Annotated in this window: 15 protein-coding genes; 8 read left to right on the forward strand and 7 right to left on the reverse strand. The window is 59.2% G+C overall.

Annotation, left to right across the window (positions count from 1 at the left end; genetic code table 11):
* Nucleotides 1–5: 5 nt before the first annotated feature.
* The 3 genes from THS5294_RS11145 to THS5294_RS11155 are packed head-to-tail and all read right to left on the reverse strand — an operon-like array spanning nucleotide 6 to nucleotide 2,899.
* Nucleotides 6–1,076, reverse strand: coding sequence for an enolase C-terminal domain-like protein (locus THS5294_RS11145; protein WP_058123829.1), 1,071 nt, complete (start codon nucleotides 1,074–1,076; stop codon nucleotides 6–8).
* 1 nt (nucleotide 1,077) lies between these two features.
* The gene (locus THS5294_RS11150) at nucleotides 1,078–2,130 is read right to left on the reverse strand and encodes an AbrB family transcriptional regulator (protein WP_058123830.1); all 1,053 of its coding nucleotides are present in this window, start codon (nucleotides 2,128–2,130) and stop codon (nucleotides 1,078–1,080) included.
* A gap of 31 nt (nucleotides 2,131–2,161) precedes the next feature.
* The gene (locus THS5294_RS11155) at nucleotides 2,162–2,899 is read right to left on the reverse strand and encodes an SDR family NAD(P)-dependent oxidoreductase (protein ID WP_058123831.1); all 738 of its coding nucleotides are present in this window, start codon (nucleotides 2,897–2,899) and stop codon (nucleotides 2,162–2,164) included.
* Between the two features lie 150 nt (nucleotides 2,900–3,049).
* Here THS5294_RS11155 and THS5294_RS11160 point away from each other — a divergent pair, with 150 nt between their 5' ends.
* The 5 genes from THS5294_RS11160 (at nucleotide 3,050) to THS5294_RS11180 (ending at nucleotide 7,927) form a co-directional block, all read left to right on the forward strand.
* Nucleotides 3,050–3,730: a GntR family transcriptional regulator gene (locus THS5294_RS11160; RefSeq protein ID WP_072936617.1), complete on the forward strand. Its 681-nt coding sequence runs from the start codon at nucleotides 3,050–3,052 to the stop codon at nucleotides 3,728–3,730.
* 77 nt (nucleotides 3,731–3,807) lie between these two features.
* Nucleotides 3,808–4,797: a Bug family tripartite tricarboxylate transporter substrate binding protein gene (locus tag THS5294_RS11165; RefSeq protein ID WP_233486470.1), complete on the forward strand. Its 990-nt coding sequence runs from the start codon at nucleotides 3,808–3,810 to the stop codon at nucleotides 4,795–4,797.
* 75 nt (nucleotides 4,798–4,872) lie between these two features.
* The gene (locus THS5294_RS11170) at nucleotides 4,873–5,319 is read left to right on the forward strand and encodes a tripartite tricarboxylate transporter TctB family protein (RefSeq protein WP_058123833.1); all 447 of its coding nucleotides are present in this window, start codon (nucleotides 4,873–4,875) and stop codon (nucleotides 5,317–5,319) included.
* 48 nt (nucleotides 5,320–5,367) lie between these two features.
* On the forward strand, nucleotides 5,368–6,894 hold the full coding sequence (locus tag THS5294_RS11175; protein WP_058123834.1) for a tripartite tricarboxylate transporter permease: 1,527 nt from the start codon (nucleotides 5,368–5,370) through the stop codon (nucleotides 6,892–6,894).
* Between the two features lie 4 nt (nucleotides 6,895–6,898).
* Nucleotides 6,899–7,927, forward strand: a complete 1,029-nt coding sequence (locus THS5294_RS11180; RefSeq protein ID WP_158508597.1) for an Ldh family oxidoreductase — start codon at nucleotides 6,899–6,901, stop codon at nucleotides 7,925–7,927.
* On the opposite strand, the gene THS5294_RS11185 is transcribed toward THS5294_RS11180, so the two are convergent.
* Genes THS5294_RS11185 through THS5294_RS11200 form a run of 4 tightly spaced genes read right to left on the reverse strand, consistent with a single transcriptional unit; the run spans nucleotide 7,924 to nucleotide 11,707 of the window.
* On the reverse strand, nucleotides 7,924–9,198 hold the full coding sequence (locus THS5294_RS11185; RefSeq protein WP_058124179.1) for an aminotransferase class V-fold PLP-dependent enzyme: 1,275 nt from the start codon (nucleotides 9,196–9,198) through the stop codon (nucleotides 7,924–7,926). The genes THS5294_RS11180 and THS5294_RS11185 overlap by 4 nt on opposite strands.
* Complete coding sequence (locus tag THS5294_RS11190; RefSeq protein ID WP_038003358.1) at nucleotides 9,195–9,662, reverse strand: PaaI family thioesterase; 468 nt, start codon at nucleotides 9,660–9,662, stop codon at nucleotides 9,195–9,197. Before THS5294_RS11190 ends, THS5294_RS11185 begins: the two co-directional genes overlap by 4 nt.
* Nucleotides 9,662–10,447, reverse strand: a complete 786-nt coding sequence (locus tag THS5294_RS11195) for an enoyl-CoA hydratase (RefSeq protein WP_038003361.1) — start codon at nucleotides 10,445–10,447, stop codon at nucleotides 9,662–9,664. The genes THS5294_RS11190 and THS5294_RS11195 overlap by 1 nt, the downstream gene beginning before the upstream one ends.
* Before the next feature lie 21 nt (nucleotides 10,448–10,468).
* Entirely contained in the window at nucleotides 10,469–11,707 is a 1,239-nt protein-coding gene (locus tag THS5294_RS11200; RefSeq protein ID WP_082645009.1) for a CaiB/BaiF CoA transferase family protein, read from the reverse strand.
* A gap of 110 nt (nucleotides 11,708–11,817) precedes the next feature.
* Between THS5294_RS11200 and THS5294_RS11205 the strand changes: the two genes are divergently transcribed.
* The 3 genes from THS5294_RS11205 (at nucleotide 11,818) to THS5294_RS11215 (ending at nucleotide 14,931) form a co-directional block, all read left to right on the forward strand.
* Nucleotides 11,818–12,519, forward strand: a complete 702-nt coding sequence (locus THS5294_RS11205) for a GntR family transcriptional regulator (protein ID WP_052068406.1) — start codon at nucleotides 11,818–11,820, stop codon at nucleotides 12,517–12,519.
* Between the two features lie 30 nt (nucleotides 12,520–12,549).
* Nucleotides 12,550–14,073, forward strand: coding sequence for a malonate--CoA ligase (locus THS5294_RS11210; RefSeq protein ID WP_058123836.1), 1,524 nt, complete (start codon nucleotides 12,550–12,552; stop codon nucleotides 14,071–14,073).
* A gap of 93 nt (nucleotides 14,074–14,166) precedes the next feature.
* Nucleotides 14,167–14,931 carry an SdiA-regulated/phytase-like domain-containing protein gene (locus THS5294_RS11215; protein ID WP_058123837.1) on the forward strand — a complete coding sequence of 255 codons (765 nt, stop codon included), beginning with the start codon at nucleotides 14,167–14,169 and terminating at the stop codon, nucleotides 14,929–14,931.
* The last annotated feature ends 51 nt before the right edge of the window (nucleotides 14,932–14,982 follow it).

Raw genomic sequence — 14,982 nt, forward strand, 5'->3', positions numbered from 1 at the left:
GCACGCTAACCTATCCGACACGCGGCCAAGCCCGCCTCATCCGGCGATAGGCCCAGCCCCGGCTTGTCGGGGACGTGGATTTGACCATCCACCATGTTGATCCCCTCTGGCATCAAAAGCCGGACGATCCGCGATTGTGCCCGGTGCAGCTCTACCGCGCCGGACGCCAGCGCGCCGCAGACCCAATGAAGGTTGATGATTTCCCAGCCCCCCGCTGGTGAAACATTCATGCCCAGTTGCGCGGCGTCTATGGCCGGGCCAAAGCCACCGGTGAACACCGCGTTGGGTTGGAGCACTTTCACCCCTGCGCCCGCCAATAGCCCGAAGCGTTCGAGGCTTTGTTCCATCTGTCCCGCGCCGAGCGGCACACCCTGCCCCGCCAGTGCCGCAAGGCCTGCGGTGTCGTTGCCGTGCACAGGCTCCTCCAACCAAGTGAGGTTCAGATCGCCCGCACCGCGCACAAATGCCAATGCGGCTTCCACGTCCATACGGCAATTAGCGTCTGCAATCAATTCTGCCCGTGGACCTATGGCATCGCGCACCGCGCTTAGCCGGGCTAGGTCTTGGGCCACCGTCCTGCCCTTGGCTGCGATCAAGACCTTCACCCCAAGGGCACCGGCCGCAACCTCGCGCCCGCAGCTTTCGACCAACGCGTCGGTGTCCAGTTCCGGAAATCCGCAGGTGACATGAACCGGGGCCGCGCGCCGCTGCCCCCCAAGCAGCGAGGCCACGCTTTGCCCCGACCGTTTGGCGCGAATATCCGTGAGCGCGATGTCCAAAGCCGACAGCCCTGACACCACGACCCCACCCATCTGCCTTGGATTGAACTTCTTGGCGATGTCGGCGGCGGGGTCGTGCGATCCGCGGCTCAAGACATCGGGCACCACGCGATTGAGGAAATGTGCAACTTCGGGCGCAAGAAACCGTCCCGTTACGCCCGTGCCTTCAACCCCATCTGGGTCGCGCAGCAGCAGCCTGACAAAGGTAAAGCTGTCCGCACCGGAATACGGCCCCGGATCCCCGGGACCACCCAACGGGCAATGCACGGACGCCTCAACATGCCACGTAGCACCCATTTTATTGGTCCCCCGTCCTCGGTCCGGAAAACCCCAACAGCCGTGCTGCGATGGGCGAACACGTTAGGATAAAGAACACCCGGATCACGTGATGCAAAACGACAAAGCCCAAATCCGCCCCAACAACGATGGCCAAAATCGCCATCTCTGCCTGTCCGGCGGGGGCAAAGGCCAAGAAGCCATCCAATGCTGGGGCAAGTCTCATCAAGATCACGGCCTCGGCGAAGGCTGCGGCTACAGCTGCTACGATCACCACATAGACCAACCCCGCGAAGGCGTCTTTGTGCAGCTCGGCCAACGTGACCCCGGCATAGCCCGCACCCAGCCCCATCCCGATAAAGAACTGTGCCGCCAAGATCGCCTCGGACGGGGGGCGGTAATGGATGACATCCCCAAGCGATAACGCCGCCGCAAGGACCATCGGCCCGATGATAGCTGCGCCAAAGATGCCGATCCGCGCCGCAACCTTCCAACCGATGATGGCGGCCGCGGCCATGATCACCAACTCATGCAGGGGCAGCGTCGCCGCTGGCGCACCAATTGGGTTGTCGAGGTCAGCACCAAACCCCACCACCATGATGATCGGAGCCACCAACACTATGACCAGCAACCGCGTTGCATGGATCAGGGTAAGCGTGCGGACATTGGCATCAGATTCCTCTCCAAAGGCCGTCATTTCCTGCAAACCACCGGGCATGGATGCAAAGAAGGCCGTGGGCTGATCCAGCCCATACACCCGACGAAAAAACGGAATGCCAATGCACGCGATCACAATCACATAGACCGGCACCATCGCGAGCGAGATCACCATTTGCGGCGCGCGCTCAATCAGCTCTGGCGTGATCGAGGCCCCTATTGCGACCCCAAGAACGGTGCGCATTAGCGTCCCGAGCTTGCCCGGCTTGGCCACGGGCATTCCAGCCAAGGCCGCCAGCAGACAGGCAACCAACGGGCCGAATAAGAACGGCAGCGGAGCACCCAGCCACACGAGGAGCACTGTCCCCACGCCCGACAAGGCGATCGTCCCAGCAATGCCCGATATATTGCCCATCATGTGCCGCCTAACGGAGTGTATTTCTGTGCATCTAGGTTGTCTCACCACCATTAACGGCGATCATCTGGCCGGTCACAAACCGCGCCTCGGGTGAGGCCAGATAGCCAACCGCCGCGGCGATATCCTCGGATGTGCCCATGAAACCCGCCGGGATACTGCCCACACGCTTGGGGTCTTGCGTGTCCCCGCCATCCTTGGCGATTTGCCCCGGTGAGATCGCATTTGCGGTGATCCCCTTGGAAGCGAACTCAGTGGACAGCGCCTTAGTTAGCCCCCAAACCCCGTGTTTGGCGGCAGAAATCGGCGCCCCCTCATAATAGCCTTTGATCGCCTTCATCCCCGCAAAGTTGATGATCCGGCCCCACCCCTGTTCGACCATACCGGGCAGAAACGCCCGCGCAGTTCGGAAAGAACCTGTCAGCGCGACATCCACGACACCGTTCCAATCGTCATCCGACATTTCCAGGAACGGCTTGTGCGGGCGTCGGGCCGCATTGTTCACCAGAATATCAATCGCGCCGAACTGCGCCAATGCAGCCTTGGTGATCCGCTCGACGTCCTGTGCATTGCTCATGTCGCCCATCGCGACCATGGCCTCAACACCGTGCGCGCGCACGGCCGTGGCGGTGCCTTCGCAGGCCTGCGTATTGCTGGATCCATTGACCACGACATTCGCCCCAAGCTGCGCCAGCCGAACCGCAACGCCCCGTCCGATGTTCTGCCCTGAGCCGGAAACGAACGCCGTCTTCCCTGTAAGTGTGCGATCCATAGGCAGCCGCCCTCCTGTTGCAGTCCGCAAAGCAGACGTTACGTTAACTCTATCATTTGGGTACTGAGGCTTAAGGGGTTAATCAACGAAATAATGTTGACAATCGACATTTAATATTGCTGCATATGCATACCAGAGTGGGGGGACATCATGGTAAACAACCTAGAATTGAAGCGAAAAAAGCCACTCGTCCTCGAAGTGAGGGATGAACTGGAGCGAATGATTCTGGGCGGCGAAGTCCCTGCTGGTGAGCGATTGAATGAACAAACCCTTGCGGCTTTGATGGGCGTCAGCCGCGCCCCTGTGCGGGAGGCTGCCCGCTCACTGGAGAAAGACGGGTTGGTCACAACCGTAGCCAATAAGGGTGTTTACGTCCGCAAGCTGACCTTGGATGACGCGCTTGAGCTGTATGAATTGCGCGCCATGGTGTTTGGCTATTTGTGCGCACGGGTCGCGGCCACCGGCGACGACCAAGCCCTTGCTGACTTGCGCACCAGCTTGAGCCGAATGTCCGAAGCTGCCGAGCGTGAGGACGAAAGTACCTACTTCACCGAAAACCTCGCATTTCACGACAAAATTGCAGAAGCCGCCGACAGCAGACGGGTGGCCGAACTGTATATCAGTCTTTGCAAAGAAGTGCGCCTGATGCGCCTGCGGGTTCTGAGCGGTCCATTGGCGTTAGAGGTCTCAAATCAAGAGCACGAGGCGATTGTCCGCGCGATTGAAAGCGGGGACATCAAAGCCGCAAGTCGCGCTGGCAGCCAACACCACCTGAACGGCAAACAACGTCTTCTGGGCACCTACAGCCGCGAGCGAGGCGCGCAAACATAACGACAAGACCCCAAATGATCACAGGCACAAAAACCGCCGGATCATTCGCTTTCTTTTGGATATAGGGAGGAAAATCCATGGAACTGACGAAAACTCTTGGACGCCGGATGTTGGGCGCGGCTTGTGCTGCGGCCATTGCGGCACCACTGGCCGTCGCGACACCTGCGATCGCACAAAGCTACCCATCCGCAGACGAGACGCTGGATTGGACCATCGCGTTCGGTCCCGGTGGCGGCAACGACATCATGGCCCGCAGCATCATCGAAATTCTCAACAAGTACGACCTGTATGATGGTGAGATTTCGGCCGAAAACCGCGCGGGCGGTTCAGGCGCTGTGGGCTGGGGCTATCTCTATGGCCAAGACGGCAACGCCTACGGCATTTCGACCACATCGGGCAGCTTTGTCACCACCCCGCTTCAGGCGGATACACCGTGGCAACCCGAAAGCTTCACCCCCGTGGCCCTTTTGGCAACCGATGACCTTGTGCTGGTTGTAAACGGCGACAGTGAGATCGACACGATCGACGAATTCATTGCAAACGCCAAAGCGAACCCCACGAATATCGGCGGCACCGGTTCGGTCAATGTGGACTTCATCGTGCCGACGCTGTTTGCGGAAAAGGCGGGGTTCGAGTTCGATTACGTCTCGTTCAACTCCATGTCCGAGCAGACGACCGCCCTGTTGTCCAACGCGCTTGATGCGATGGTCGGCAACCCCGGTGAGATCCTCGGTCTCATCGAGTCTGGTGATCTGAAACCACTGGTGTTCTCTGGCCAAACAACGCCCGCCGCACTGGAAGGCGTGCCAACAATGGGAAGCATCGGCTTTGACATCGGTGTGTCGATGCCACGCGGTCTGATCCTTGCCCCCAACGCCCCAGCAGAGGCGCAGGAGTGGTGGATCAACACCATGAAAGAAGTCGTGCAGACGCCAGAATGGGGTGAATATATCTCCAGCAACACGCTGACCCCCACGGTTCTGTATGGTGAAGACTTCCGCCAGTTCCTCGTGAACACAAAGAACGGCTTTGAGGTTGTTCTGCGCGAAGTCGGCGCAATCGACTAAGCCCACTTTGGCGAATACGTCGTCGGCCCCGCATAGGTTGGGGCCGACGACAAGACCCAACAGGACATCAAGATCATGCGCGTCGCCTTCTTTGTCGTTCTCCTCGCGGGGGCGATCTTCTACTCTTATGTGGCCTATGCCGACCTCAACTTCTTGACGCGAACGGGCCGACCTGGTCCGGGCTTTTTCCCTCGATTGATTGGTACCGCCGCCATCATCTTCACGCTTTGGACCCTCGTTGAGGAACTGCGCAAAGCCGAGCGCGAGCGCACCGATCCCAGAAAATGGAAAGACGTCGTGATCCTGATGGCACTGGCCTGTAGCTACGCTGTCCTTTTGAAGCTGTTCGGCGGCTTTGTGGCGACAGTTATCTTCCTTGGCGCGACTTTGATGCTGCTGAACCGGGCACAACCCATCAAGAACGTCCTTGTCGCGACCCTTGTGCCAAGCGGAGTGTACCTGCTGTTTGACCGCGTTCTAAACGCCAACATGCCCCCGGCGCTGTTTGAACTACCGATATGACCTTTACGCCCTACTGGCTGCGCGCCACCCTTTTGCCGGAGTAGACCCATGGATATCTTTGCGGACCTGATGATGGGGCTGTCGGTTGCCATCTCTCCGATCAACATTCTCTACCTTTTGATCGGTGCTATTGTGGGCATGATCGTGGGGGTTATTCCCGGGTTCGGCCCTTCGGCAGGGCTTGCGATCTTGTTGCCGGTAACGTTCGGGATGGACCCGATTGGCGCGATCATGATGCTGGCCGCGATCTATTACGGGGCGATGTACGGCGGTACGATCACCTCGATCCTTTTGAACACTCCGGGCGAAAGCGCCACGGTCGCCTCGACCTTCGACGGATTTCCATTGGCCAAAAACGGCCGCGCGGGCCCTGCCCTTGTGATGCAAGCTGCCGCGTCATTCGTTGGCGGCACTGTCGGTGTGATCTTGATCACGATCCTCGCGCCGCTGTTTAGCCAAGTCTCGCGCAGCTTTGGGCCACCGGAATACTTTCTCTTGGCGGTGATGGGGATGCTCACCCTGTTGGTCATGATCGGCTCCAACTGGAAGCTCGGCGTGATCTCAGCACTGATCGGCTTTGCTCTTGGCACCGTCGGCGTCGATTTGGAAACAGGCCAAGGTCGCTATACCTTTGGCTCCGCTGAATTGATTGGGGGCATCTATTTCATCCCAATTGCAATTGGGCTCTTCGGCTTGGGTGAGCTGTTCTACGCCTTTTACAATGGCCTGCACAAAACCGGCACCGGCGGGATCGTACAATACGACAATGAGGAACGGTTTTGGCCCACGGCTCAGGACTGGCTTTCGACACGGATGACAATGGTGCGTGGCTCGGTTCTAGGGTTTGTGGTGGGCGTGATCCCCGGTGCCGGCGCGACCATTGCCTCGCTCATGGCGTATTCAACGGAACGCTCCCTGTCCAAAAACTCCGAGAATTTTGGCAAGGGTGAGATGGCAGGCCTTGTTGCGCCTGAAACCGCCAACAACGCCGCCTCGTCTGGGGCGATGATCCCGCTGCTGACGCTGGGCATTCCCGGTTCAGCATCCACAGCGGTTCTTTTGGCCGCGTTCATCATGTGGGGCCTGCGCCCCGGTCCGTTGTTCATGGAGCAGAACCCCGAATTTGCTTGGGGGCTGATTGCCTCCATGTACCTTGGGAACATGGCGCTTTTGGCAATCTCGATCTTTGCGATCCCGCTGTTCGTACAAATCATCAAGGTTCCCTACCGGATGCTGGCCCCTTGCATCGTCGTGGTTTGCGCGCTTGGCACTTTTAGCGTCCATGCCAGTTTTGTTGAGACGTATTTAATGTTCGCCGCTGGCATCGTCGGGTTCTTTATGCGGCTTTATGGTTTTTCGCCTGCCGCGTTAGTGTTGGCCCTCGTGCTGGGGCCACTGGCAGAGGAAGCCTTGCGCCAAACCATGACCATTTCCCGAGGCTCGTTTTCCATCTTTGTGGAACGCACGCCGTCACTATGGATTATCGGAGTGACGCTCACATTGATCGTGCTGCTGCCGATGCTGAACCGTTTCGGCAAGCCCAAGGTCGACCAACCGGCGAAGGCGGATGGATAGCACCATGCCACGGCTCCCCGAGGAGTACACACGCGCGTTAGTCTCGAGGGCCTTTAGGGCGTCCAAGATGCAGGCCAACATGGCCGATGACGCCGCTGAGATGCTTGTCCTTGCCGAAATGATGGGCATCCGCACTCACGGTCTGGCCCGCGTACCAGCCTATGTGGCGCGCTTGCGCGATGGTGGGGCGAACCCTGATGCCGTGCCGATCATCCGCGCCCCAGCCCCCGCCTTGCGCCATGTGGATGGTCAAAACGGCTTGGGGGCCGCCGTCGCAATCCGGGCCACCCGCGCCGCGATTGAGGCCGCCCGCGATGTGGGAATGGGCGCCGCGTTTTGCCGGGCCTCAACCCATTTAGGGGCCTTGGCACCGCAACTACTTTGCGCGGCAGACGCGGGTTTTGCCGCAATATTCACAACCAATACATCCCCCATGATCGCCCCCCAGGGCGGCAATCGCGCGGTCATCGGCAACACGCCCCTTGGCATTGCCCTGCCCGATCCAAGCGGCCAGCATGTCATCCTTGATATCGCGATGTCTGTCGCAGCACGGTCCAAAGTCCGACAAGCGGCTGCCAAAGGCGCACCGATCCCAGACACCTGGGCCACTGATGCGGACGGCATCCCGACAACCGATGCAGCAGCCGCAATGAAGGGTTTGATGCAGGCGATTGGCGGCGGCAAAGGCGCCAACCTCGCGCTGTGTCTTGATTTGCTTGCGGGCGGCTTGTCCGGCGCCGCGATGCTATCAGAAGTGCCAAACGCCAACCTCGATACCAGTGCGACGGCAAATGTTGGCCACATGTTTATCGTGATCGATGCCGCAAAGCTTATAAGCCGTGACACCCTTGGCACCCGGATCAACGATGCACGTAAATTGGTGCGCAATAGCGCGGTCCCCGGCACCGAAACGAACCCGCCGCGCCTGCCCGGTGCGCGGGCCCTTGCCTCACTCGCGTCTGCGCGCAAGGAAGGGATCGAAATCGCACCAGACCTGCTGGACAGTCTGACGGCTCTTGCAGAAGACGCCTAGGACGCGGCTTCCGTAATCTCCCGCATCGCTTGCAGGAACTGAGCGACCTCAGCATCACTGTTATAGTGGCACATGGATACACGCACCGCAGCCTCCATCCCTAGGGGATCAAGGATGTTGCCCGAATAGTGATCTGCCTTGCGGGTGTGGGTGCGGATACCGCGCTCGCGCAGCTGCGTGACCACATCAGGGGCGGCAATCCCATCCACAGTGATGGACACAAGGCCCTCACGCTGCGGATTGTCGACGCCGCCGATGATCGTGACGCTTGGCATATCCGCCAGCCCAGTTTGGTTCCCAACACCGTGGATCATTCCGTCGGTCAGGCCTTTTTCGTACGCATGAATGGCCGCACCTGCCGCTACGATCCGCGCGCGTTTATCGGTGGCGTCAGACACCTCTCCGCCCAACCAATCGAAATAGTCCACCACGTCCGAGAACGTCACATAGGCGCCCGTGTCGCGGGTCCCGAATTCCCACGGATCACCGGGGGCATCGATCAGATGCTCGTGCTTGAGCGCGTTCAAACGATCCGACACCCACGCAACACCGTAACCATGGCGCGAGAATACCTTGTACGGCGAGACCACATAGCCATCAATGTCGTAGCTTGCGATATCAAGCCGCCCGTGGGCCGCGTGCTGAATGCCATCGACGATGATGATGCACTCGGGCGCAACCTTGCGGATTGCAGCGGCGATGGCGGCCACATCAACACCCATGCCCGTGACGGGAGATGTGTGCAGGATGGTGGCCACACGCGTGTCCGGCGTGACCTCAGCTGCGTATTCGGCCGCCGTGACAGAGCCGGTCGCGTCGTTATGTGCCACCAAAACGTGGTCTTTGCCGACAACCTCACACCAGTGGCGCGCGGCACTGCGGGTGGCTGGGTGTTCAAGCGTCGTGCCCAAAACACGGCCCGCCCCTGTGGCAACACAAGCCGTCCGGACCAGACGGAACAACAATTCCGTACCGCTTTCGCCCACGAAAAATTGCCCCTCGGGCGCGTTAAAAAAGACGGCCATGTCGGCCTTGGCTTTGTTGATCAAAGCCACAAGCGCATGAGCTGCGGGATTGTCGCGGCCCTGATTGTCAGGGATGGCCGCAAATTTAGCCGATGTTTCCACAACCGAATTCAGCGTCAGCGCGCCCCCGGCGTTTTCAAAGAACACCCGTTCGCCCTCAAACGGGCAGCTATCGACATGGGCAAAGCGGCCCCTGATTTCAGACAAAAGTTGAGGGTTAATCTCGGACGTAAGCTGTTCAGTCATCCCGGCATTTTCCATGTTGCTGTGGCCAAGGCCGCAAGTTTCCCATCCGGCCCCATAAGACGGCTTTCCATAAAGGACAAGGACCGCCCCTTCTTTGTAAACCGTCCCTCGCAAGTGACCAGCCCCTCCATCACGGGGCGCATGAATTGGACCTTTAATTCGATCGTCGCACCAGCACCTGCGATTTTATTCACCAAGTGCCCCATCGAGATATCCATCGCCGACGCCATAACCCCGCCATGCAACGACCCTTGCGGATTGCGCAGCATATCTGTGACCTCAAACGTTAGGCGACAGACCTCTTTGTCCGCATCCGGGGCCTCGGCGGGGAGATATTCGAAGTTTAGGCCAAGGAACCGAGCAAAGAAAAAGGTCTCGAACGCCTGTTCATGGCTTTCGATGACCTCTTCCATGTGCTCTCGAACGACTGCCTCATCTACACGGGCAGGACGATCATCCGCCATCAGGCCCCCACGAACTGGGGCTTGCGCTTTTCGAGGAAGGCGCGACGCCCCTCTACGTAGTCTTGGCTGTCAAAACAGGCTTTGACCCGGCGGGCGCATTCCTCTTCGTCGCGCTTGCTTTCGTCCTTCAGCGTCTCACCAACGATGAATTTGACCGAGGCCACGGTCATCGGCGCGTTGGCCGCGATCATCTTGGCGGTATCTTCAGCCACCTGGGCGACGTCTTCGTCCTCGACCACACGGTTCACCAAGCCCATGACCCGCGACTCTTCGGCATCAAATCGGCGCGCGGTGAAGAAGATTTCCTTGGCAAAGGACGGACCGACCACGTTCACGAGACGGTTGATGCCCGGGAACCCATATCCAAGGCCCAGCTTTGCGGCAGGCACCGCAAACTGCGAGCCCTTGCCACAAATCCGCATATCGCAGCTCAGCGACAGCGCGACACCGCCACCGATGCAAAAGCCGTTGATCTGGGCGATGGTGGGCTTGGGGAACGCTTCGAGCTTGTCATAGACCCGCTTGGTCGTGGCGTTGTAACGCGCAACGCCCTCCTCGCTGGCGCGCTCGCTTTCGAACTTTGAGATATCGGCCCCCGAAACAAACGCCTTACCACCCGCACCCGACAGGATCAGAATGCGAACCTCGGGGTCGACCTCAAACGCATCAAGCGCCGCCTCGACCGCCTCCCACATCTCAAGCGAAACGGCGTTCCGCTTTTCGGGTTGGTTAAAAATAATGCGGGCAATATCGCCCGATTTTTCGGTGATGATTTTATCGGTCATAGTCTCGTCCGTTGGTAGGGTTCAGATCGCGCCAAGCGCTTTCATGGATGTGATGTCTGCATCAGAATATCCGATTTCTTTGAGGATATCGGTCGAATGCTGCCCCGCAAGCGGCGGGGGCGATGCAATGTGGCTTGGGGTGCGGCTCATCAAGATGGGCTGGCCCACAAGATGCGTCTCGCCGCGCTCTTGGCTGGTGACGGGCTGCGCAAGACCAAGGTGATGCACTTGAGGGTTATCAAAGACTTGTCCAATGTCGTTAATCTCCCCCACAGGGACCCCGGCGTCATTCAGAACCTCGATCCATTCTGCGGTCGTGCGGGTCACGGTGATGTCCTCAATCTGCCCCCCCAAAACATCCCGATTGTCAGAGCGTGCGGCCGGCGTGGCGAACCGCGCATCCTCAAGCCAATCTTCCCGCTCAACGGCTATGGCGAACCGCTTCCAAATCTCCTGCCCTGCTACCGCGAGGTTCATATGGCCGTCTTTGGTTTTGAACACGCCGGTGGGGATCGACGTCGGATGATTGTTGCCCGCCTGTTTCGGCACAACACCATCCATCAAGAACCGCGCGGCTTGGAAATCGAGCATGAACACCTGCGCCTGAAGCAGCGAGGTTTGCACCCATTGGCCCTTACCTGATGTCGCACGCTCCATCAGGGCGATCAAAACACCCTGTGCGGCAAAAAGACCCGCACACAGATCCGCGATGGGAATGCCCACGCGCATGGGCCCCTCACCCGGCTGGCCCGTGATGGACATAAGCCCACCCATGCCTTGCGCAATCTGATCAAAACCTGGCCGTCCGGCTAATGGACCATCCTGCCCAAAGCCCGAAATTGAAGCATAGACCAACCCGGGATTGTCCGCAGACAAGGTCTCATAATCAATGCCGAGGCGCTTTTTGACGCCGGGACGGAAGTTTTCGACGATCACATCCGCTGTTTTTGCCAGCTTGCGAAACGCCTCAACCCCTTCTTTTGATTTGAGGTTTATCGTCAGCGACCGCTTGTTGCGATGCAGGTTCTGAAAATCCGGCCCAGAGCGTGGCCCGCCAAGCTGCGCGTTATCAACGGGCGTTTCAATCTTGATGACATCTGCCCCCCAATCCGCGAACTGCCGCACGCATGTCGGCCCAGACCGAACGCGGGTCAAATCCAAAACGCGGATGCCGCGCAACGCCATGCTTGCAGCTGGGCTTGCGCCGTTTGACGTTGGCTGAGCCGCATCGTGGTCCGCGTGATCTGCGGGTTGCGCCATCTTGGTTCTCCCGTGGTCAAATTATAAGATAAGGTGTATGGCAGCGATCAGCGATTAGCAATATAAATGTTAATTGTTGACAAATTTTCAGAGGTGGGAGAAACGAACCTATGGCTCTTTCGACAAACACAATCGGACAAGGACGCGCGACGCTGGCTGGCGAGGTCCGTGGCGAGATTGAGCGATTAATCGTTGAGGGCGAGCTTGCGGCCGGCGTAAAGCTGAACGAGCTTTCACTCTCTAACGCGATGGGTGTCAGCCGTGGCACCGTGCGGGAGGCGATCCGGTCCCTAGCTGACTCTGGGCTGATCGATCTGATCGCGAACCGCGGCGCGTTCGTGCATGAAACTACCTTGGACGAGATCCGCAATCTCTACGATCTGCGTGGTGCGATCTTTGCAATGGCGTGTTCCGCCTGTGCCCGCCGTATGGCCGACGGTGACACCCCTCACCTCGCGCGGAAGCTAGAGACAAACCTTGAGCGGATGCAAAAGGCCAACGATAGCAACGACCCCAAGGCCTACTATCCGTTGAATATCGAATTTCACGATCTGATCCTTGAGAACGCAGGCAACCCTCGCGCCAAGGCGATGTACGACAACATGATCAAGGAAATGCACCTGTTCCGACGTCGCGGCCTATCGAACGCGACCAACATCGCCCGCTCCCTCGAAGAGCACCGCGCGATCAGCGATGCCATCATCGCAGGCGACACAGATGCGGCACGCCGCGCGGGTGAGCAGCACACAACCTCCGGCTTTACCAGGTACCTGAGCCAAGCAGACAAAGCGGACACAGCCGCCGCCGACTAGACCATTGCGCCAAGCAAGAAAGACGACCCAATGACCAATCCCCTGTACGACGCGCTTTTCGCACCGCATGAGGGCAAAACGACCCCTTTCCTAAAGCTTAGCGATGGGACAACCGTCAGCCACGGCGCGTTTTTGCAAGAGGTCGATCGCACCGCAAACGCCTTGGTGTCATTGGGTGTCGCGCCGGGGGACCGGGTCGCGGTGCATGTGATCAAGTCGCGCCAAGCGTTGGCCCTATATGCGGCCTGCGTGAAATCAGGCGCAGTGTTTTTGCCGCTCAACACCGCCTACACGCCCCGCGAATTGGAGTATTTTGTCGGTGATAGTGGTGCGGCCCTATTTGTCTGCGACCCATCCGAAGAGGCCGAGTTGCGCGATATCGCAGCCCAGACCGGCGCCCAGCTGAAAACCTTGGGCGCGAATGGCGAAGGCAGCCTAACGGACTTGGTCGCAGCACAACCGGCGGCCTTCACTCCGGTCGCCCGGGACAAAGATGATCTGGCCGCCCTACTTTATACTTCGGGCACCACGGGTCGCTCAAAGGGCGCGATGCTGACGCACGAGAACCTGCTGTCAAACGCCAAATCCTTGGTCGAGGCATGGCGGTTTACCCGCGATGATGTGCTGCTGCATGCGCTGCCAATTTTCCACAGCCATGGGCTGTTTGTGGCCACGAATGTCATGCTGTTGGCCGGAGGGTCGATGATCTTCTTGCCCAAGTTTGACGTTGAAACCGTGCTGAGCCGCCTGCCCGAGGCCACGACGATGATGGGCGTGCCCACCTTCTACACCCGCCTTCTGGATGAGGCCCGTTTTTCCAAAGATTTGGTCGCGCACATGCGTCTCTTCATCTCTGGCTCTGCGCCCTTGCTGGCCGATACACATACGCAGTTTGAGGACCGCACCGGCCACCGCATTCTGGAACGCTACGGCATGACAGAAACCTCGATGAACACCTCTAACCCTTATGAAGGGGCGCGGCGCGCGGGCACGGTCGGGTTTCCCCTGCCGGGGGTTGAGGCAAAGGTCTGCGACCCAGAGACCGGAGCAGAGCTGCCCACCGGAGAGATAGGTGTTTTGTGGGTGCGCGGGCCCAACGTGTTCAAGGGCTATTGGCAAATGCCGGAAAAGACACGCGAAGAGCTGCGTGACGATGGGTTCTTTATCACCGGTGATCTGTCGCTGATCGACGCAAAGGGTTATGTCCACATCGTGGGGCGCGGCAAGGATTTGATCATTTCTGGTGGCTACAACATCTATCCCAAGGAAATCGAGCTATTCCTTGATGCCCTGCCCAACGTCAAAGAAAGCGCTGTGATTGGCGCGCCGCATCCCGATTTTGGAGAGAGCGTGATTGCCGTGTTGGTGCCCGAGGATGGCGCTACGATCGACGCCTCAGCCATCCAAGAGATCGCACGCCGCGACCTTGCTGGTTTCAAACGTCCTCGGCACATTGAAGTCGTGGCCGAGCTTCCGCGCAACACGATGGGCAAGGTTCAAAAGAACCAGCTGCGCGAGAAATTTGCAGCCGCGTTTCAACCTGTCGCGAGTTAAGCCAACCGCCTTCACGCGCCCGTTACACAGGGCGCGAACCTTGAACCCGGCCCGTTTCGCCCCATCGTTAAAGCATCCTATCAGGAGGCTACGATGACCCGGTTGATGATCCTATTCGCCCTCCTTTGGGGCACCTCTGCGGCAGCATTGGAACTGACGCAAACAGGCGCCTTCACGCTCAACCGTCCCGCAAGCCTTGAGTACGACCCGGATTTCTGTGGCCTTTGGATCGCGAATGAAGGGCCGGAGGCGGTTTTGACCACCCTCGACGGGTATGAGCTGCGCCGCATCCGCTCTGACATGGGCCGGATCAAGGCCATAGCCCTTGAAGGGTCCGCCCTGATCGTGGCCGACGGGCGGGGTAATTTCCAACGGCTCACCAAGGATGGCGCGGCAATTGCGCCGCCCTTCACAATCTCATCCAGCTGGGCCGATACCGAAGGCATGGTGGTGGACGCAGATGGCTCAATCATCACCGTTGAGGACGACCCTGAGTACCTCAGCTGGCTTGCCCCAAACGGTCAAATCCTGCGCCGGATAAATACGTTGTCGCTCAACCCGCCCCTAAGTGAGGCCCAAGGAATCGCGCGCGACCCGCGCACGGGCCACCTGCTGATTGTTGATGATTTGGAGGGCACGAACAGCCTCTATGAGTTCGACGCAAACGGCACGCTTCTGTCCACCGCCCCCCTGTTGGAATACGGCACCGACCCCGAGGGTATCGCGATCCGGCCCGGCTCTGGGCAATTGTTCATCGCCTTTGACAGCGGCGCATCTGTCGTCAGTTTCGACTACACCCCCACCCTACCGGAGGGCGCCGATCCCCTGCCCCCGGGCTCGGATTGCGCAATGTTTTGATCCGGCCCTTGTCGCGCCGTTACACGCCCTATCCTTGAGGTTCGCCCCATA

The sequence above is a fragment of the Thalassobacter stenotrophicus genome, from assembly GCF_001458315.1.
Classification (GTDB): domain Bacteria; phylum Pseudomonadota; class Alphaproteobacteria; order Rhodobacterales; family Rhodobacteraceae; genus Thalassobacter; species Thalassobacter stenotrophicus.

Coding starts and splice junctions, on each gene's coding strand:
- THS5294_RS11145 (WP_058123829.1), bottom strand. CDS start 1,076: ATGGGTGCTACGTGGCATGTTGAGGCGTCCGTGCATTGCCCGTTGGGT.
- THS5294_RS11150 (WP_058123830.1), bottom strand. CDS start 2,130: ATGATGGGCAATATATCGGGCATTGCTGGGACGATCGCCTTGTCGGGC.
- THS5294_RS11155 (WP_058123831.1), bottom strand. CDS start 2,899: ATGGATCGCACACTTACAGGGAAGACGGCGTTCGTTTCCGGCTCAGGG.
- THS5294_RS11160 (WP_072936617.1), top strand. CDS start 3,050: ATGGTAAACAACCTAGAATTGAAGCGAAAAAAGCCACTCGTCCTCGAA.
- THS5294_RS11165 (WP_233486470.1), top strand. CDS start 3,808: ATGGAACTGACGAAAACTCTTGGACGCCGGATGTTGGGCGCGGCTTGT.
- THS5294_RS11170 (WP_058123833.1), top strand. CDS start 4,873: ATGCGCGTCGCCTTCTTTGTCGTTCTCCTCGCGGGGGCGATCTTCTAC.
- THS5294_RS11175 (WP_058123834.1), top strand. CDS start 5,368: ATGGATATCTTTGCGGACCTGATGATGGGGCTGTCGGTTGCCATCTCT.
- THS5294_RS11180 (WP_158508597.1), top strand. CDS start 6,899: ATGCCACGGCTCCCCGAGGAGTACACACGCGCGTTAGTCTCGAGGGCC.
- THS5294_RS11185 (WP_058124179.1), bottom strand. CDS start 9,198: ATGACTGAACAGCTTACGTCCGAGATTAACCCTCAACTTTTGTCTGAA.
- THS5294_RS11190 (WP_038003358.1), bottom strand. CDS start 9,662: ATGGCGGATGATCGTCCTGCCCGTGTAGATGAGGCAGTCGTTCGAGAG.
- THS5294_RS11195 (WP_038003361.1), bottom strand. CDS start 10,447: ATGACCGATAAAATCATCACCGAAAAATCGGGCGATATTGCCCGCATT.
- THS5294_RS11200 (WP_082645009.1), bottom strand. CDS start 11,707: ATGGCGCAACCCGCAGATCACGCGGACCACGATGCGGCTCAGCCAACG.
- THS5294_RS11205 (WP_052068406.1), top strand. CDS start 11,818: ATGGCTCTTTCGACAAACACAATCGGACAAGGACGCGCGACGCTGGCT.
- THS5294_RS11210 (WP_058123836.1), top strand. CDS start 12,550: ATGACCAATCCCCTGTACGACGCGCTTTTCGCACCGCATGAGGGCAAA.
- THS5294_RS11215 (WP_058123837.1), top strand. CDS start 14,167: ATGACCCGGTTGATGATCCTATTCGCCCTCCTTTGGGGCACCTCTGCG.